Origin of the sequence: Burkholderia cepacia, assembly GCF_029962485.1 — a bacterium.
Lineage (GTDB): Bacteria > Pseudomonadota > Gammaproteobacteria > Burkholderiales > Burkholderiaceae > Burkholderia.
This window is the reverse complement of record NZ_CP073637.1, coordinates 2,257,108-2,272,785: the sequence shown is the minus strand read 5'-3', so window position 1 is coordinate 2,272,785 and position 15,678 is coordinate 2,257,108. Positions and strand designations below refer to the sequence as shown.

11 protein-coding genes are annotated in these 15,678 nt (G+C 68.5%); 5 read left to right on the top strand and 6 right to left on the bottom strand.

Annotated elements, in window-relative coordinates:
* Window positions 1–83: 83 nt before the first annotated feature.
* The 5 genes from prmB to dapC form a co-directional block, all read right to left on the bottom strand.
* On the bottom strand, window positions 84–992 hold the full coding sequence (gene prmB / locus KEC55_RS10545; protein ID WP_282505423.1) for a 50S ribosomal protein L3 N(5)-glutamine methyltransferase: 909 nt from the start codon (window positions 990–992) through the stop codon (window positions 84–86).
* A gap of 11 nt (window positions 993–1,003) precedes the next feature.
* A complete protein-coding gene (dapE, locus tag KEC55_RS10540) occupies window positions 1,004–2,143 on the bottom strand; it encodes a succinyl-diaminopimelate desuccinylase (RefSeq protein ID WP_282505422.1) in 1,140 nt (379 codons plus the stop codon).
* A gap of 90 nt (window positions 2,144–2,233) precedes the next feature.
* Window positions 2,234–2,602, bottom strand: coding sequence for an ArsC family reductase (locus KEC55_RS10535; RefSeq protein WP_282505420.1), 369 nt, complete (start codon window positions 2,600–2,602; stop codon window positions 2,234–2,236).
* Window positions 2,602–3,429, bottom strand: coding sequence for a 2,3,4,5-tetrahydropyridine-2,6-dicarboxylate N-succinyltransferase (gene dapD, locus KEC55_RS10530; protein ID WP_014896723.1), 828 nt, complete (start codon window positions 3,427–3,429; stop codon window positions 2,602–2,604). Before dapD ends, KEC55_RS10535 begins: the two co-directional genes overlap by 1 nt.
* Window positions 3,430–3,472: 43 nt before the next feature.
* Window positions 3,473–4,705, bottom strand: a complete 1,233-nt coding sequence (gene dapC, locus KEC55_RS10525; protein ID WP_282505418.1) for a succinyldiaminopimelate transaminase — start codon at window positions 4,703–4,705, stop codon at window positions 3,473–3,475.
* 159 nt (window positions 4,706–4,864) lie between these two features.
* Here dapC and KEC55_RS10520 point away from each other — a divergent pair, with 159 nt between their 5' ends.
* The 5 genes from KEC55_RS10520 to def all read left to right on the top strand — a co-directional run bounded on the left by KEC55_RS10520 (window position 4,865) and on the right by def (window position 13,593).
* Window positions 4,865–5,806, top strand: coding sequence for a DMT family transporter (locus KEC55_RS10520; protein ID WP_282505417.1), 942 nt, complete (start codon window positions 4,865–4,867; stop codon window positions 5,804–5,806).
* Window positions 5,807–5,945: 139 nt separating this feature from the next.
* Window positions 5,946–9,458, top strand: coding sequence for a chromosome segregation protein SMC (gene smc / locus KEC55_RS10515; RefSeq protein ID WP_282505416.1), 3,513 nt, complete (start codon window positions 5,946–5,948; stop codon window positions 9,456–9,458).
* Window positions 9,459–9,544: 86 nt separating this feature from the next.
* Window positions 9,545–10,822, top strand: coding sequence for a cell division protein ZipA C-terminal FtsZ-binding domain-containing protein (locus tag KEC55_RS10510; protein ID WP_282505414.1), 1,278 nt, complete (start codon window positions 9,545–9,547; stop codon window positions 10,820–10,822).
* 165 nt (window positions 10,823–10,987) lie between these two features.
* Window positions 10,988–13,063: an NAD-dependent DNA ligase LigA gene (gene ligA / locus KEC55_RS10505; protein ID WP_282505413.1), complete on the top strand. Its 2,076-nt coding sequence runs from the start codon at window positions 10,988–10,990 to the stop codon at window positions 13,061–13,063.
* Window positions 13,060–13,593, top strand: coding sequence for a peptide deformylase (def, locus tag KEC55_RS10500; RefSeq protein WP_176047340.1), 534 nt, complete (start codon window positions 13,060–13,062; stop codon window positions 13,591–13,593). The genes ligA and def overlap by 4 nt, the downstream gene beginning before the upstream one ends.
* Window positions 13,594–13,673: 80 nt before the next feature.
* Here the strand turns inward: def and KEC55_RS10495 are convergent, their stop codons facing one another.
* On the bottom strand, window positions 13,674–15,674 hold the full coding sequence (locus tag KEC55_RS10495) for a pseudouridine synthase (RefSeq protein ID WP_282505411.1): 2,001 nt from the start codon (window positions 15,672–15,674) through the stop codon (window positions 13,674–13,676).
* Window positions 15,675–15,678: the final 4 nt, after the last annotated feature.

The following is a 15,678-nucleotide window of genomic DNA, read 5'->3' as shown; positions in this document are numbered from 1 at the left end:
ATGCGGCCGGGCGGCCGCCTACGCGCATCTTACCCAACCGTGCGGCGCAATGGTGCGCCGCACGGCGGGTGGGCCGGAAAGGCTCAGGCCTTGCGCGGCAGGTCCGATGCCTGGATCAGGAAGACGGCGTCGTCGCCCGCGCTGGTGGGTAGCCACGTGAGTTCGAGGCCGCCGAACGCCGCTTCGACGTTCTCGCGCTCGTTGCCAATCTCGACGACGAGCACGCCGTCGTCGTGCAGCCAGCGGTGCGCTTCGGCGACGATGCGTCGCACGATGTCCATGCCGTCATCGCCGCCCGCGAGCGCCATCTCCGGCTCGTGCTGGTATTCGGGCGGCAGCGCGGCCATCGACGATGCGTTCACGTACGGCGGGTTCGTCAGGATCACGTCGTAGCGCGAGCCCGGGTCGGTGCGGAATGCAGGCAGCGGTGCGTAGAGGTCGCCGCGGTGCAACCCGATGCGGTCTTCGAGGCCGTAGTCGCGCACGTTGATCTCGGCGACTTCGAGCGCCTTGTCCGACAGGTCGACCGCGTCGATTTCGGCATTCGGGAAAGCGCTCGCGGCGAGGATCGCGAGGCAGCCCGAGCCCGTGCACAGTTCGAGCACCGCGCCGACCTGCTCGGGATCGGCGACATACGGCTGCAGGCCGTCGTCGAGCAGCTCGCCGATGAACGAGCGCGGCACGATCACACGTTCGTCGACGTAGAAACGGTGGCCGTGCATCCACGCTTCATGCGTGAGGTACGCGGCCGGCACGCGATCGGTCGCGCGCCGCTCGATCACCGCGAGCACGGCCGCGATCTCGTCGGGCAGCAGGCGCGCGTCGAGGAACGGCTCGAGCGTGTCGAGCGGCAGGTCGAGCGTGCGCAGCACGAGGTAGGCCGCTTCGTCGTACGCGTTGTCCGAGCCGTGGCCGAACGCGAGCTTCGCCTTCGAGAAGCGCGTGACCGCGTAGCGCAGCAGGTCGCGAACAGTAGCAAAAGGTGTCGTCATGCGAGGCTCCATCAGGCGATCAGTTGTTCGAGCACGCGGCGGTACACGTTCTTCAGCGGATCGACGAAGCGCACCTCGATGTGCTCGTCGATCTTGTGGATGCTGCCGTTCGGCGGGCCGAATTCGATCACCTGCGGGCAGATGCGCGCGATGAAACGGCCGTCCGACGTGCCGCCCGTCGTCGACAGCTCGGTCGTGATGCCGGTCTCGGCGCGGATCGCGTTTTCCAGCGCGCCCGACAGCTCGCCGCGCGGCGTGAGGAACGGCAGGCCGCTCACCGACCACTTCAGCGTGTATTCGAGGCCGTGCTTGTCGAGGATCGCGTGCACGCGCGCCTGCAGGCCCTCGACCGTGCTGGCGGTCGAGAAACGGAAGTTGAACTGCAGGTCGGCGTGGCCGGGAATCACGTTGGTCGCGCCGGTGCCGGCGTGCAGGTTCGACACCTGCCAGGTCGTCGGCGGGAAGTATTCGTTGCCTTCGTCCCACTGCTCGGCGGCGAGCTCGGCGAGCGCCGGCGCGAGCAGGTGGATCGGGTTCTTCGCGAGATGCGGATACGCGATGTGGCCCTGTACGCCCTTGACGACCAGTTCGCCCGACATCGAGCCGCGGCGGCCGTTCTTGACGACGTCGCCGAGCGCGTTGGTCGATGTCGGTTCACCGACGATGCAGTAGTCCATCCGTTCGCCGCGCGCTTCGAGCAGCTCGACGACCTTCACGGTGCCGTCGGTGGCCGGGCCTTCCTCGTCGCTCGTGATCAGGAACGCGATCGTGCCGCGGTGGCCGGGATGGGCCGCGACGAATTCCTCGGACGCGACGACGAATGCCGCGAGCGACGTCTTCATGTCGGCCGCGCCGCGGCCGTACAGCTTGCCGTCTCGATGGGCGGGGACGAACGGCGGGGAACTCCACTGCTCGAGCGGGCCGGTCGGCACGACATCGGTGTGGCCCGCGAATGCGAGCAGCTTGCCGTCGCGGCCGTCGGCGCCGCGCTTGACGGCCCACAGGTTGGTCACGCCGTGCGACGCGATGGTCTCGCATTCGAAGCCGAGCGCGGCGAGGCGCTCGGTCATGATCTGCTGGCAGTGCTGGTCGTCGGGCGTCACGGACGCGCGGGCGATCAGTTGTTCGGTAAGGGCTAGGGTGGCGGACATGGTTCGGACCACTTTCGATAAAAAATGCCGGCGCGGTGGCCGGCAGCGACAGGACGTTGCGTTGCGCCGACAGGCGCAGCGCGGGCGGCCCTATGCGGCAAACAGCGCCGTGTATTGATCGGCCACGAAGCCGAGCGCTTTCACGCGGCCGTTGACGACGAGCACGGGACGCTTGATGACCGACGGCTTGTGGATCATCAGCGCGACCGCGCCGGTCTTCGTTTCGGCGGCCGCCTTCATTGCGTCGTCCAGGCCGCGCCACGTGGTGCCGCGCTTGTTGACGAGCGCGTCGAGCGACACGTCCTTCAGCCAGTCTTCGACCAGCGGCGCGCTGACGCCGAGCTTCTTGAAGTCGTGAAACTCGAACTCGACGCCGTGATCGTCAAGCCACACGCGGGCCTTTTTCACGGTGTCGCAGTTCGGAATACCGTAGACGACCACGGTGTGCGGCTTTGCCATCAGTCGCCTCGCAGCAGCTCGTTCAGGCCGACCTTCGCGCGCGTCTTCGCGTCGACCTTCTTGACGATCACCGCGCAGTACAGGCTGTGCGAGCCGTCCTTCGACGGCAGGTTGCCGGCGACGACGACCGAGCCGGCCGGGATGCGGCCGTAGCTGACTTCGCCCGTCTCGCGGTCGTAGATCTTCGTGCTCTGGCCGAGGTACACGCCCATCGAGATCACCGAGTTTTCCTCGACGATCACGCCTTCGACGACTTCCGAGCGTGCGCCGATGAAGCAGTTGTCTTCGATGATGACCGGGTTCGCCTGCAGCGGCTCGAGCACGCCGCCGATGCCGACGCCGCCCGACAGGTGCACGTTCTTGCCGATCTGCGCGCAGGAACCGACCGTCGCCCACGTGTCGACCATCGTGCCTTCGTCGACGTACGCGCCGATGTTGGTGTACGACGGCATCAGCACGACGTTCTTCGCGATGAACGAGCCGCGGCGCGCGATGGCCGGCGGGACGACGCGGAAGCCGCCCGCGGCGAAATCCTCAGCCGTGTAGTTCGCGAACTTCGACGGCACCTTGTCGTAGAACTGCGAGTAGCCGCCGGCCGGCATCGGTGCGTTGTCTTCCAGGCGGAACGACAGCAGCACGGCCTTCTTCAGCCACTGGTGCACGGTCCAGTTGCCGTCGATCTTCTCGGCAACGCGCAGCGCGCCTTTGTCGAGCTGCTCGATCGCGTGCGCGACGGCTTCACGGACGTCGGCCGGTGCGGCCTTCGGCGACAGCTCGGCGCGGTTGTCCCAGGCGGTATCGATGATTTGCTGAAGTTGTTGCGACATGTTCGTTTTCGCAGGAGATGGATGGAATTGATCGGATGGACGATTACCGCGCGAGAGACCGGCAGAAATCGACGATGCGTTGCGCGCCCTCGACGCATTCGGGGGTGCCCGCGACGAGCGCGATCCGGATGAAATCGCGGCCCGGATTCGACCCGTGCGCATCGCGCGCCAGGTACGAGCCGGGCAGAACCGTCACATTATAGTCGGCGTACAGGCGACGGGCGAACTCGGTGTCCGACAGCCCGGTGCGCGACACGTTGGCCCACAGGTAGAACGCGGCGTCGGGCAGTTTCACGTCGATCACGTCGGCGAGCATCGGCGTGACCGTATTGAATTTCTGCAGGTACAGCGCGCGGTTCTCGCGCACGTGCGCCTCGTCGTTCCACGCGGCGATGCTCGCGTGCTGCCAGACCGGCGACAGCGCCGCGCCATGGTACGTGCGGTACAGCAGGAATTTCTTCAGCAGCGCCGCGTCGCCGGCGACGAAGCCCGAGCGCATGCCCGGCACGTTCGAGCGCTTCGACAGGCTCGACAGCATCACGAGGCGCTCGAAGCCGCGGCCGAGGCGGTGCGCGGCCTCGAGGCCGCCGAGCGGCGGCGCCGCTTCGTCGAAATAGATTTCCGAATAGCACTCGTCGGACGCGATCACGAAACCGTGGCGGTCGGACAGCGCGAACAGTTCGCGCCAGTCGTCGAGCGTCAGCACGGCGCCCGTCGGGTTGCCCGGCGAGCACACGTACAGCAGCTGCGTGCGCGCCCAGATTGCGTCGGGCACGGCCGCGTAGTCGCACGCGAAGTTGCGGGCCGGGTCGCTGTTCGCGAAATAGGGTTCGGCACCGGCCAGCAGCGCCGCGCCTTCGTAAATTTGATAGAAAGGATTCGGACAGAGTACGATCGCCTTCTCGCCCTGCGCGGCCGGACGCGCGTCGATCACCGTTTGCGCGAGCGAGAACAGCGCTTCGCGCGAGCCCGACACGGGCAGCACCTGCGTGGCCGGATCGATCGCCGGCAGCCCGTAGCGGCGCTCGAGCCAGTGTGCGATCGACGTGCGCAGCGCGTCCGAGCCGGCCGTGGCAGGGTACGACGCGAGGCCGTCGAGTGCGGCCACCACGGCGTCGCGGATCAGCGCCGGCGTCGGGTGCTTGGGCTCGCCGATGCCGAAGCTGATCGGTTTGAGGTCGCCGGAAGGCGTCACGTCCTTGAACAGGGCGCGCAGCTTTTCGAAGGGATAGGGCTGGAGCGAGTCGAGTCGAGGGTTCACGGGCGAAGCGGCCATCGCGGCCGGTTGGAGCGAAAGAAGCGGCGGGCGTGCCGCGCGGCTGCGAACGGGCGCCGACGGCGCGCGGGTCGCAACGAACGATTATAGCGTGACGGAATGCGGTCACGGCCTGCCGGAACGGCGGCCGGGCCCGCCGAATAAAGGGTATCGAACCAAATGAATAACGCGGTACGCGGCAGCCTGCCGACGCTGGCCATCCTGATTGGCGCATCGGTATGGGGCCTGATCTGGTATCCGTTGCGGATCCTCGCATCGCTCGGCGTGACGGGCACCCTCGCGAGCGCGCTGACGAGCCTCGTGGCGTTCCTGTTCGTGATCGTCGCGCGGCACCGCACGATCGCGACGCTGCGCTGGCACTGGGTGCTGCCGGGCATCGCGGTGACGGCCGGCGTGACGAACCTCGGCTTCGTGTGGGGCACGATCCACGGGGAGGTGCTGCGCGTGATGCTGCTGTTCTACCTGACCCCGGCGTGGACCGCGATCTATGCGCACTTCCTGCTTCGCGAGCGGCTGACCTGGGCCGGCGCGGGGCTCGCGGCGCTGTCGATCGGCGGCGCGATGCTGATGCTGTGGTCGCCGCAGCTCGGCCTGCCGCTGCCGGCCAATCCGGCCGAATGGGCCGGCCTCGCGGCCGGGCTGAGCTTCGCGATGAGCAACGTGCTCGTGATCAAGGCGAGCCGCGAGCTGCCGGAGATGCGCGCGGAAATGCGCACCGCGACGCTGTTCGGCGGCGCGGCCGTGTTCGGCGCGATCGCGTCGCTGTTCGAAGGGCTGCCGGCCGCGCCGGCGGGCGGCCAGCTCGGGACGGCCGTGCTGATCATCGCCGCGATCGGCGTGACGATGGCGTCGAATAACCTGCTCGTGCAGTACGGCCTCGCACGGGTGCCGGCGAACCGTGCGTCGATCATCATGCTGTTCGAGATCGTGATCACCGCGCTGTCGGCGTGGGTGTTCGCCAGCGAGCTGCCGACCGCGCGCGAATGGGCGGGCGGCGTGTGCATCGTGCTGGCGACGCTGCTGTCGAGCCGGGTCCATCGCGCCGCGCCCGCACCGGGCAAACCCGGCGACGGTCGGGACGGCGCACGCGCGATGGTATGATGGAAGCCGTTTGCGGGGCCCAACGCTGTATGCGCGCGGCCCCGTTTTTGAATTCCGGGGCGCGTCGCGCGCATGGGCCGTCCGGCCCCGCGCAGTGCGGCCCCGTCCGTTTCACACCTTCTTCACATCCGATACCGCCGTGCGTCTGAGCTCGATCAAACTCGCTGGCTTCAAATCCTTTGTCGATCCCACGCATTTCCAGGTTCCGGGCCAGCTTGTCGGCGTGGTGGGCCCGAACGGGTGCGGCAAGTCCAACATCATCGATGCCGTGCGCTGGGTGCTCGGCGAGTCGCGTGCCTCCGAGCTGCGCGGCGAGTCGATGCAGGACGTGATCTTCAACGGCTCGACCGCACGCAAGCCCGGCAGCCGGGCCAGCGTCGAGCTGATCTTCGACAACTCCGACGGCCGCGCGGCCGGGCAGTGGGGCCAGTACGGCGAGATCGCCGTGAAGCGCGTGCTGACGCGCGACGGCACGTCGAGCTACTACATCAACAACCTGCCGGCGCGCCGCCGCGACATCCAGGACATCTTCCTCGGCACGGGCCTCGGGCCGCGTGCGTACGCGATCATCGGGCAGGGCATGATCGCGCGGATCATCGAGGCGAAGCCGGAAGAGCTGCGCGTGTTCCTCGAGGAAGCCGCGGGCGTGTCCAAGTACAAGGAACGCCGCCGCGAAACCGAGAACCGCCTGCACGACACGCGCGAGAACCTGACGCGCGTCGAGGACATCGTCCGCGAACTCGGCGCGAACCTCGAGAAGCTCGAGGCGCAGGCCGTCGTTGCCACCAAGTACAAGGAACTCGTCGCCGACGGCGAGGAGAAGCAGCGCCTGTTGTGGCTGCTGCGCAAGAACGAGGCCGCGGGCGAGCAGCAGAAGCAGCAGCGCGCGATCGAACAGGCGCAGATCGACCTGGAGGCGCAGACGGCCAGGCTGCGCGAGGTCGAGGCGCAGCTCGAGACGCTGCGCGTCGCGCACTACGCGGCAAGCGACGCGATGCAGGGCGCGCAGGGCTCGCTCTACGAGGCGAACGCCGAAGTGAGCCGCCTCGAGGCCGAGATCAAGTTCATCGTCGAATCGCGCAATCGCGTGCAGGCGCAGATCGCCGCGCTGAACGCGCAGCGCGAGCAATGGCGCGCGCAAGCCGAGAAGGCGCAGGACGAGCTCGAGGAAGCCGAAGAAGCGCGCGCGATGGCCGACGAGAAGGCCGCGCTTGCCGAAGACAGCGCGGCGTCGAAGCACGACGCGCTGCCGGCGCTCGAGGCGAAGTGGCGCGATGCGCAGGCGCAGCTCAACGACGAGCGTGCGCGGATCGCGCAGACCGAACAGTCGCTGAAGCTCGAGGCCGCGCACCAGCGCAACGCCGACCAGCAGCTCCAGCAGCTTCAGCAGCGCCATGAGCGCCTGAAGGGCGAAGCGGGCGGGCTCGATGCGCCGGACGAGGCACAGCTCGAGGAGCTGCGCATGCAGCTGGCCGAGCAGGAGGAGATCCTCGCCGAAGCGCAGGCGCGCCTTGCCGACGCGCAGGAAACGGTGCCGCGTCTCGACGGCGAACGCCGTGCCGCGCAGGAGCGCGTGCAGGCCGAAGCCGCGCAGATCCACCAGCTCGAGGCGCGCCTCGCCGCGCTGAAGCAGTTGCAGGAAAACGTGCAGACCGAAGGCAAGGTGCAGCCGTGGCTCGACAAGCACGAGCTCGGCGCGCTGCCGCGTCTGTGGAAGAAGCTGCACGTCGAGGCCGGCTGGGAAGCGGCGCTCGAGGCCGTGCTGCGTGAGCGCCTCGCCGCGCTCGAAGTGTCGAATCTCGACTGGGTGAAGGCGTTCGCGACCGATGCGCCGCCCGCGAAGCTCGCGTTCTACGCGCCGCCCGCGGCCGGTGAGCCGCCCGCCGCGGTGGCCGGGCTGCGTCCGGTGCTGTCGCTCGTGCGCATCGACGACGCGGGCATCCGTGCGGTGCTGAACGACTGGCTCGGCAACGTGTACGTCGCCGACGACGTCGCCCAGGCGCTTGCCGCGCGTGCGCAGTTGCCGGCAGGCGGTGCGTTCGTCGTCAAGGCGGGTCACGTCGTCACGCGCGTCGGCGTGCAGTTGTACGCAGCCGATTCGGAGCAGGCCGGGATGCTGGCCCGCCAGCAGGAAATCGAAAACCTGACGCGCCAGGTGCGTGCCCAGGCGCTGCTCGCCGACGAGGCGCGCACGGCCGCCGTGCGTGCGGAAGCCGCGCACACGCAGGCCACGCAAGCGCTCGGCGACGTGCGCGCGCAGGCCGAACGTGCGACGCAGCGCGTGCACGCGCTGCAGATGGACGTGCTGAAGCTCGCGCAGGCGCACGAACGCTATACACAGCGCAGCACGCAGATCCGCGAGGAACTCGAGGAAATCGGCGCGCAGATCGAAGAGCAGCGTGCACTGCGCGCGGAGTCGGAAGCGAATTTCGAGCGTTTCGACGGCGAACTCGCCGAACTGCAGGCGCGCTTCGAAGACAATCAGCTCGCGTTCGAAGCGCTCGACGAATCGCTGACGCAGGCGCGCCAGGAAGCGCGCGATCTCGAACGCGGCGCGAACGACGCCCGCTTCGCTGCGCGCAATGCGGTGACGCGGATCGACGAGCTCAAGCGCAGCATCCAAGTCGCGCACGAGCAAAGCGAGCGCGTTGCCGGGTCGCTGGAAGACGCGCGCGCCGAACTCGAGACGATCAACGAACAGACCGCGCACACCGGCCTGCAGGACGCGCTCGAGATTCGCGCGGTGAAGGAAGAAGCGCTGCAGGCCGCGCGGATCGAACTCGACGACCTGACCGCGAAGCTGCGCGCGTCGGACGAGCAGCGCCTCGTGGCCGAGCGCTCGCTGCAGCCGCTGCGCGATCGCATCACCGAATTGCAGCTGAAGGAGCAGGCCGCGCGCCTGTCCGTCGAACAGTTCGCCGAGCAGCTCGTGACGGCGGAGGTCGACGAGGCCGCGCTGTCCGCGAAGCTGACGCCGGACCTGAAGCCGTCGTACCTGCAGGGCGAAGTCACGCGCCTGAACAACGCGATCAACGCGCTCGGCCCGGTGAACATGGCCGCGCTCGACGAGCTGAAGGCCGCGAGCGAGCGCAAGGTGTTCCTCGATGCGCAGTCGGCCGACCTGATCGACGCGATCACGACGCTCGAGGACGCGATCCACAAGATCGACCAGGAAACCCGCACGCTGCTGCAGGGCACCTTCGACGAGGTCAACCGTCACTTCAGCGATCTGTTCCCGCGCCTGTTCGGCGGCGGCCAGGCGAAGCTGATCATGACGGGCGACGAGATTCTCGACGCCGGCGTGCAGGTGATGGCGCAGCCGCCGGGCAAGAAGAACGCGACGATTCACCTGCTGTCGGGCGGTGAGAAGGCGCTGACGGCCACCGCACTGGTGTTCGCGATGTTCCAGCTGAACCCGGCGCCGTTCTGTCTGCTCGACGAGGTCGACGCGCCGCTCGACGACGCGAACACCGAGCGTTTCGCGAATCTCGTGCGCGCGATGTCCGACAAGACGCAGTTCCTGTTCATCTCGCACAACAAGATCGCGATGGAAATGGCGCAGCAGCTGATCGGTGTGACGATGCAGGAGCAGGGCGTGTCGCGGATCGTTGCGGTGGACATGGAAACAGCCGCGGGTTTTGCCCAGAATTGACGTTTGACGAAACCGGATCGCGTTCGCGCGGCGCATGACGCGCCCGTTCGCGGTCCCGACGAATAAGAATTGCTGATGGAGCGTGCATGGACGAGTTGACACTCGGTTTGATCGGCGCGGGCGCTGTCGTGGTGGGCGGCGTCGTGGTCTACAACGCATGGCAGGGCGCGAAAGTGCGGCGCAGGATGCCGCGCCCGATGCCGGAGGAAGCGGCCGAGGCGATGAACCGCCCCGAGCGCGACGAAGAGTTGCCGTTCATCGAACCGGTGCGTCAGCCGGTGCGCCGCGAGCCCGCGGCCCCGGTCGCGGCGGCTGCCGCTGCGCCGGCTGAAGTCGCGCGCGTCGAGCCGACGTTCGGCGGGGCGGCGCCGGCTGACATGCCGGCCGATCTGCAGGCCGAGGCGACCGGCGTCGACACGCCGTCCGACGTGACCGAGCAGGCAGCCGGCGAGGAAGCCGCGCCTGTCGCCGCGCACGAAGCGTCGGCCGAGGCGGCCGAGCCGTCCGAACCCGTGCTGCCGGCCACGACGACGATCTCGTCGGCGCCGCCCGCGATCGTCGATCGCCGGATCGACTGCATCGTGCCGATCCGCCTCACCGGGCCGCTGCCGGGCGACAAGATCCTGCCGGCCGCGCAGCGGCTGCGCCGTGCGGGCAGCAAGCCCGTGCACATCGAAGGCAAGCCGGAAGGCGGCCAGTGGGAGCTGCTGCAGAACGGCGTGCGCTACGAAGAGTTGCGCGCGGCCGCGCAGCTCGCGAACCGCAGCGGCGCGCTGAACGAGCTCGAATTCTCCGAATTCGTGACGGGCGTCCAGCAGTTCGCCGACGCGATCGACGGCGCACCGGAATTTCCGGACATGATGGAAACGGTCGCGATGGCGCGCGAGCTCGACGCATTTGCCGCGCAGTGCGACGCGCAGCTGTCGATCAACGTGATGTCGGACGGCGCGCCGTGGTCGGCGAACTACGTGCAGGCGGTTGCATCGCAGGACGGGCTGCTGCTGTCGCGCGACGGCACGCGGTTCGTGAAGCTCGACGCGAAGCAGAACCCGGTGTTCATGCTGCAATTCGGCGATACGAACTTCCTGCGTGACGACCTCACGTACAAGGGCGGCAACATGATCACGCTGGTGCTCGACGTGCCGGTTGCCGAAGAGGACATCCTGCCGTTCCGGCTGATGTGCGATTACGCGAAGTCGCTGTCCGAACGGATCGGCGCGCGCGTCGTCGACGATTCGCGCCGGCCGCTGCCGGAATCGACGCTCGTCGCGATCGACCAGCAACTGATGAAGCTGTACGCGAAGCTCGAGGAAGCCGGCATCCCGGCCGGTTCGCCGGTCACGCGCCGCCTCTTCAGCCAGTAATGCGAACGCGCGGGCGGCGGGCTTCGGTGCCGCCGTTCGCCGTTGCGGCAAACACCCTTCGGTGTGCGCTGCAACACGTTCATCGGGCTTGCATTGCATGCCCCGCCGCGGCGTCAAACTGAGATAATCGGGCATCCGATTTTTCAGAGCGAATCCCCCGCCAGCATGGCCCGAACCCAAGCCGAACCGCCAGCCAGCCAGCCCGACGCGCGCGCCGCGTGGCTGCGCGACCAACTCGAGCGGGCGAACCACGCCTATTACGTACTCGACCAGCCGGATCTGCCCGATGCCGAATACGACCGGCTGTTCCGCGAACTGCAGCAGCTCGAAACCGACCATCCCGAACTCGTAACACCCGATTCGCCGACGCAACGCGTGGGCGGCGAGGCGGCCGGCGGCTTCACGCCGGTCGTCCACGACGCGCCGATGCTGTCGCTGAACAACGGCTTCGCCGACGAGGACATTGTCGCGTTCGACAAGCGCATCGCCGATGCGCTTGACAAGGCGACCGATCTTGCCGGCTCGGCGACGGAGCCCGTCGAGTACGCGTGCGAACTGAAGTTCGACGGCCTCGCGATCTCGCTGCGCTACGAGCAGGGCGTGTTCGTGCAGGCGTCGACGCGCGGCGACGGGACGACGGGCGAGGACGTGACCGAGAACGTGCGCACGATCCGCTCGATTCCGCTGAAGCTGAAGGGCAAGAACGTGCCGGCCGTGCTCGACGTGCGCGGCGAGGTGCTGATGTTCAAGCGCGATTTCGCACGCCTGAACGAACGCCAGCGCGCGGCCGAGCAGCGCGAATTCGCGAACCCGCGCAACGCGGCGGCCGGCAGCCTGCGCCAGCTCGACTCGAAGATCACCGCGCAGCGTCCGCTGTCGTTCTTCGCGTACGGGATCGGCGTACTCGACGGGATGGCGATGCCCGACACGCACAGCGCGCTGCTCGACTGGTACGAGTCGCTCGGCCTGCCCGTGAACCGCGAGCGCGCGGTCGCGCAGGGCGCCGAGGGCCTGCTCGCGTTCTTCCGCAAGGTCGGCGAGAAGCGCGACTCTCTGCCGTACGACATCGACGGCGTCGTCTACAAGGTCAACCGGCGCGACGAGCAGGAGCGGCTCGGGTTCGTGTCGCGCGCGCCGCGCTTCGCGCTCGCGCACAAGTTTCCGGCGCAGGAAGCGCTGACGAAGCTCGTCGCGATCGACGTGCAGGTCGGCCGCACCGGCGCGATCACGCCGGTCGCACGCCTCGAGCCCGTGTTCGTCGGCGGCGCGACCGTGACCAACGCGACGCTGCACAACGAAGACGAGGTGCGCCGCAAGGACATCCGGATCGGCGATACGGTCATCGTGCGCCGCGCGGGCGACGTGATTCCCGAGGTGGTCGGCGCGCTGCTCGATCGGCGTCCGGCCGACGCGGCCGAATTCGTGATGCCGACCGAATGCCCGGTTTGCGGCTCCAAGATCGAGCGCTTGCCGGACGAGGCGATCGCCCGCTGCACGGGCGGGCTGTTCTGTCCGGCGCAGCGCAAGCAGGCGCTGTGGCATTTCGCGCAGCGTCGCGCGCTCGATATCGACGGGCTCGGCGAGAAAATCATCGACCAGTTGGTCGAGCTGAATCTCGTGCGCACGCCGGCCGACCTGTTCAATCTCGGTTTCGCGACGCTTGCCGAGCTCGACCGCTTCGCCGAGAAGTCCGCACAGAATCTGCTCGATTCGCTCGAGAAGGCGAAGCATACGACGCTCGCGCGCTTCATCTACGGGCTCGGCATCCGCCACGTCGGCGAATCGACCGCGAAGGATCTCGCGAAGCATTTCGGTTCGCTCACGCCGATCATGGACGCGTCGGTCGAGGAACTGCTCGAAGTCAACGACGTCGGGCCGATCGTCGCCGAGTCGCTTCATCAGTTCTTCGCGGAAGAGCACAACCGGACCGTGATCGAGCAGCTGCGCGCACCGGGCAAGGTCACGTGGCCGGAAGGGCCGCCCGCGCCGAAGGCGCCGCAGGGCGTGCTGGCCGGCAAGACGGTCGTGCTGACGGGCACGCTGCCGAATCTCACGCGCGACGCCGCGAAGGAGATGCTCGAAGCGGCCGGTGCGAAAGTGGCGGGCTCGGTATCGAAGAAGACGGATTACGTGGTCGCGGGCGCCGAAGCTGGCAGCAAGCTCGTGAAGGCCGAGGAACTCGGCATCCCCGTGCTGGACGAAGACGGTCTGCACCAACTCCTGGAGGGCAATACGCCATGATTCGCGAGATCCTGAAGATGGGCGATCCGCGCCTGCTCGAAATCGCCAAACCGGTCGAGCGGTTCGATACCCCCGAACTGCACGAGATCGTCGCGGACATGTTCGAGACGATGCACCACGCGAACGGCGCCGGGCTGGCCGCGCCGCAGATCGGTATCGGGCTGCAGATCATCATCTTCGGCTTCGGCAACAACAACCGCTACCCGGATGCACCGCCGGTGCCCGAGACCGTGCTGATCAACCCGAAGATCGAGTACATGCCGCCGGACATGGAAGAGGGCTGGGAAGGCTGCCTGTCGGTGCCGGGCATGCGTGGCGTCGTCAGCCGCTACGCGAAGGTGCGCTACAGCGGTTTCGACCAGTTCGGCGCGAAGATCGACCGCGTCGCCGACGGGTTCCACGCACGCGTGGTCCAGCACGAATACGATCACCTGATCGGCAAGCTGTATCCGATGCGGATCACCGACTTCACACGCTTCGGCTTCACCGAGGTGCTGTTCCCGGGGCTCGACCCGACCGACGACGACTGATCGTCCGGTCTCCGGTGAACAAGAAAAAAGCCCGCTTGCGCGGGCTTTTTCATTGCGTGGCGCAGGTGGAGCGCCCGCGGTCAGAACGTCTCGTCGGCCGACAGATAGCGCCATTGGCCCTGCGGCAGCGCGCCGAGCATCACGCGGCCCATGCGCACGCGCTTCAGGCCGATCACGTCGAGGCCGACCAGTTCGCACATGCGGCGGATCTGGCGTTTCTTGCCTTCACGCAGCACGAAGCGCAACTGCTCGCCGTTCTGCCAGCTCACCATCGCGGGCTTCAGCGCGACGCCGTCGAGCTCGAGGCCGTGGCGCAGCTTCGCGAGCGATTCAGCAGGGAAGTGCTGGTCGATGTCGATGAGTCGCTCGCCGAAGCGCACGCGCACCAGGTACTCCTTGTCGATGTCCGACTGCTCGCCGATCAGCTGCTTCGCGACCACGCCATTCTGCGTCAGCACGAGCAGGCCGGTGGAGTCGATGTCGAGTCGGCCGGCCGGCGCGAGCGCGTGCAGGTGCTGCGGCGAGAAGCGTACCGGCGAATGGTCGCCGCTCCAGCGGTTCGCGCGCGTGATCAGCACGGCCGCCGGCTCGTAGCCGTCTTCCGCCTGGCCCGACACATAGCCGACCGGCTTGTGCAGCAGGATCGTCACCTGCGCGGCCTGCGCGGCGCTCGCGCGCTCGTCGATCTCGATTTTCTGGTCGGCGCGGACCTTGGTGCCGAGCGTGTCGATGCGTTCGCCGTCGACGAGCACCCAACCCTTTTCGATCCATTCGTCGGCTTCGCGGCGCGAGCACATGCCGAGTTCGGACATCCGCTTCGACAGGCGCATCAGGCCCGTTTCGTCGCCGTAGTCGACGTCGGCCGCAGCGCGCTTGACCGGTTGTGCGGTCTTGACCGCGCCGAACGAGCGGCGCTCGCCGTCGCGTGCGGGGCGAGCCGGGCGGTCGCCGAAGCTGCGCTTTGCGCCTTCGCCGGCCGGCTTGTCGCGATAGGACGGGCGCTTGCCTTCATCGGCGCCTGCGCGGCGCGGGCGCGCGTCGTCGTCGTTGCGGCGCGGCGGGCGATCGGACGACGTGCGGCGGTCGCCGAAGCTGCGTTTTGCGCCTTCGCCGGATGCGTTGTCACGATACGGCGGGCGTGCGCCGCCTTCGCCACCCGCGCGACGCGGGCGGGCATCGTCATCACGACGCGGCGGACGATCCGACGACGTACGGCGGTCGCCGAAGCTGCGCTTCGCGCCTTCGCCGGATGCATTGTCGCGATAGGGGGCACGCGGGCCGCCTTCGCCACCGGCGCGGCGCGGACGTGCGTCGTCATCACGACGCGGCGGGCGATCCGACGACGTACGGCGGTCGCCGAAGCTGCGCTTCGCGCCTTCGCCGGATGCATTGTCGCGATAGGGGGCACGCGGGCCGCCTTCACCACCCGCACGGCGCGGCCGTGCATCGTCATCGCGGCGCGGCGGACGATCCGACGACGTGCGACGGTCGCCGAAGCCGCGCTTCGCGCCTTCGCCGGATGCATTGTCGCGATACGGCGCGCGTGCGCCGCCTTCGCCACCTGCGCGGCGCGGACGTGAATCGTCATCGCGGCGCGGCGGACGATCCGACGACGTGCGACGGTCGCCGAAGCTGCGCTTCGCCCCTTCGCCGGATGCGTTGTCGCGATACGGCGCACGTGCACCGCCTTCGCCACCCGCGCGACGCGGACGTGCGTCGTCATCGCGGCGCGGCAGACGATCCGACGACGTGCGACGGTCGCCGACGCTGCGCTTCGCCCCTTCACCGGATGCATTGTCGCGATACGGTGCGCGCGGGCCGCGTTCGGCACCGCCGTCACGCGGCGCACGCTTGGCCGGTGCGCGATCCGCGCCCGGGCGCTCGGCGCCTGCCGCGCCGCGCGGCTTGAACGAGCGTTCGCCGGCGGCTGCCGGGGCGGCCTTTTTCGGGCGGGCCGGCTTGTCCCCGGCGGGCGGTGCCGCGGGGCGCACGGCCTTGCGGGCGACGAGGCTGCCGGAGCGTACAGGGGCGCGGGTCGGCGACGCCGGCTTCGGATTCTTGACGGTTAGTTTGGTGCGCATAAAC

Excerpts from the sequence above, each read along its gene's own strand:
- prmB (WP_282505423.1), bottom strand. The coding sequence starts at position 992 with ATGACGACACCTTTTGCTACTGTTCGCGACCTGCTGCGCTACGCGGTC.
- dapE (WP_282505422.1), bottom strand. The coding sequence starts at position 2,143 with ATGTCCGCCACCCTAGCCCTTACCGAACAACTGATCGCCCGCGCGTCC.
- KEC55_RS10535 (WP_282505420.1), bottom strand. The coding sequence starts at position 2,602 with ATGGCAAAGCCGCACACCGTGGTCGTCTACGGTATTCCGAACTGCGAC.
- dapD (WP_014896723.1), bottom strand. The coding sequence starts at position 3,429 with ATGTCGCAACAACTTCAGCAAATCATCGATACCGCCTGGGACAACCGC.
- dapC (WP_282505418.1), bottom strand. The coding sequence starts at position 4,705 with ATGGCCGCTTCGCCCGTGAACCCTCGACTCGACTCGCTCCAGCCCTAT.
- KEC55_RS10520 (WP_282505417.1), top strand. The coding sequence starts at position 4,865 with ATGAATAACGCGGTACGCGGCAGCCTGCCGACGCTGGCCATCCTGATT.
- KEC55_RS10510 (WP_282505414.1), top strand. The coding sequence starts at position 9,545 with ATGGACGAGTTGACACTCGGTTTGATCGGCGCGGGCGCTGTCGTGGTG.
- ligA (WP_282505413.1), top strand. The coding sequence starts at position 10,988 with ATGGCCCGAACCCAAGCCGAACCGCCAGCCAGCCAGCCCGACGCGCGC.
- def (WP_176047340.1), top strand. The coding sequence starts at position 13,060 with ATGATTCGCGAGATCCTGAAGATGGGCGATCCGCGCCTGCTCGAAATC.
- KEC55_RS10495 (WP_282505411.1), bottom strand. The coding sequence starts at position 15,674 with ATGCGCACCAAACTAACCGTCAAGAATCCGAAGCCGGCGTCGCCGACC.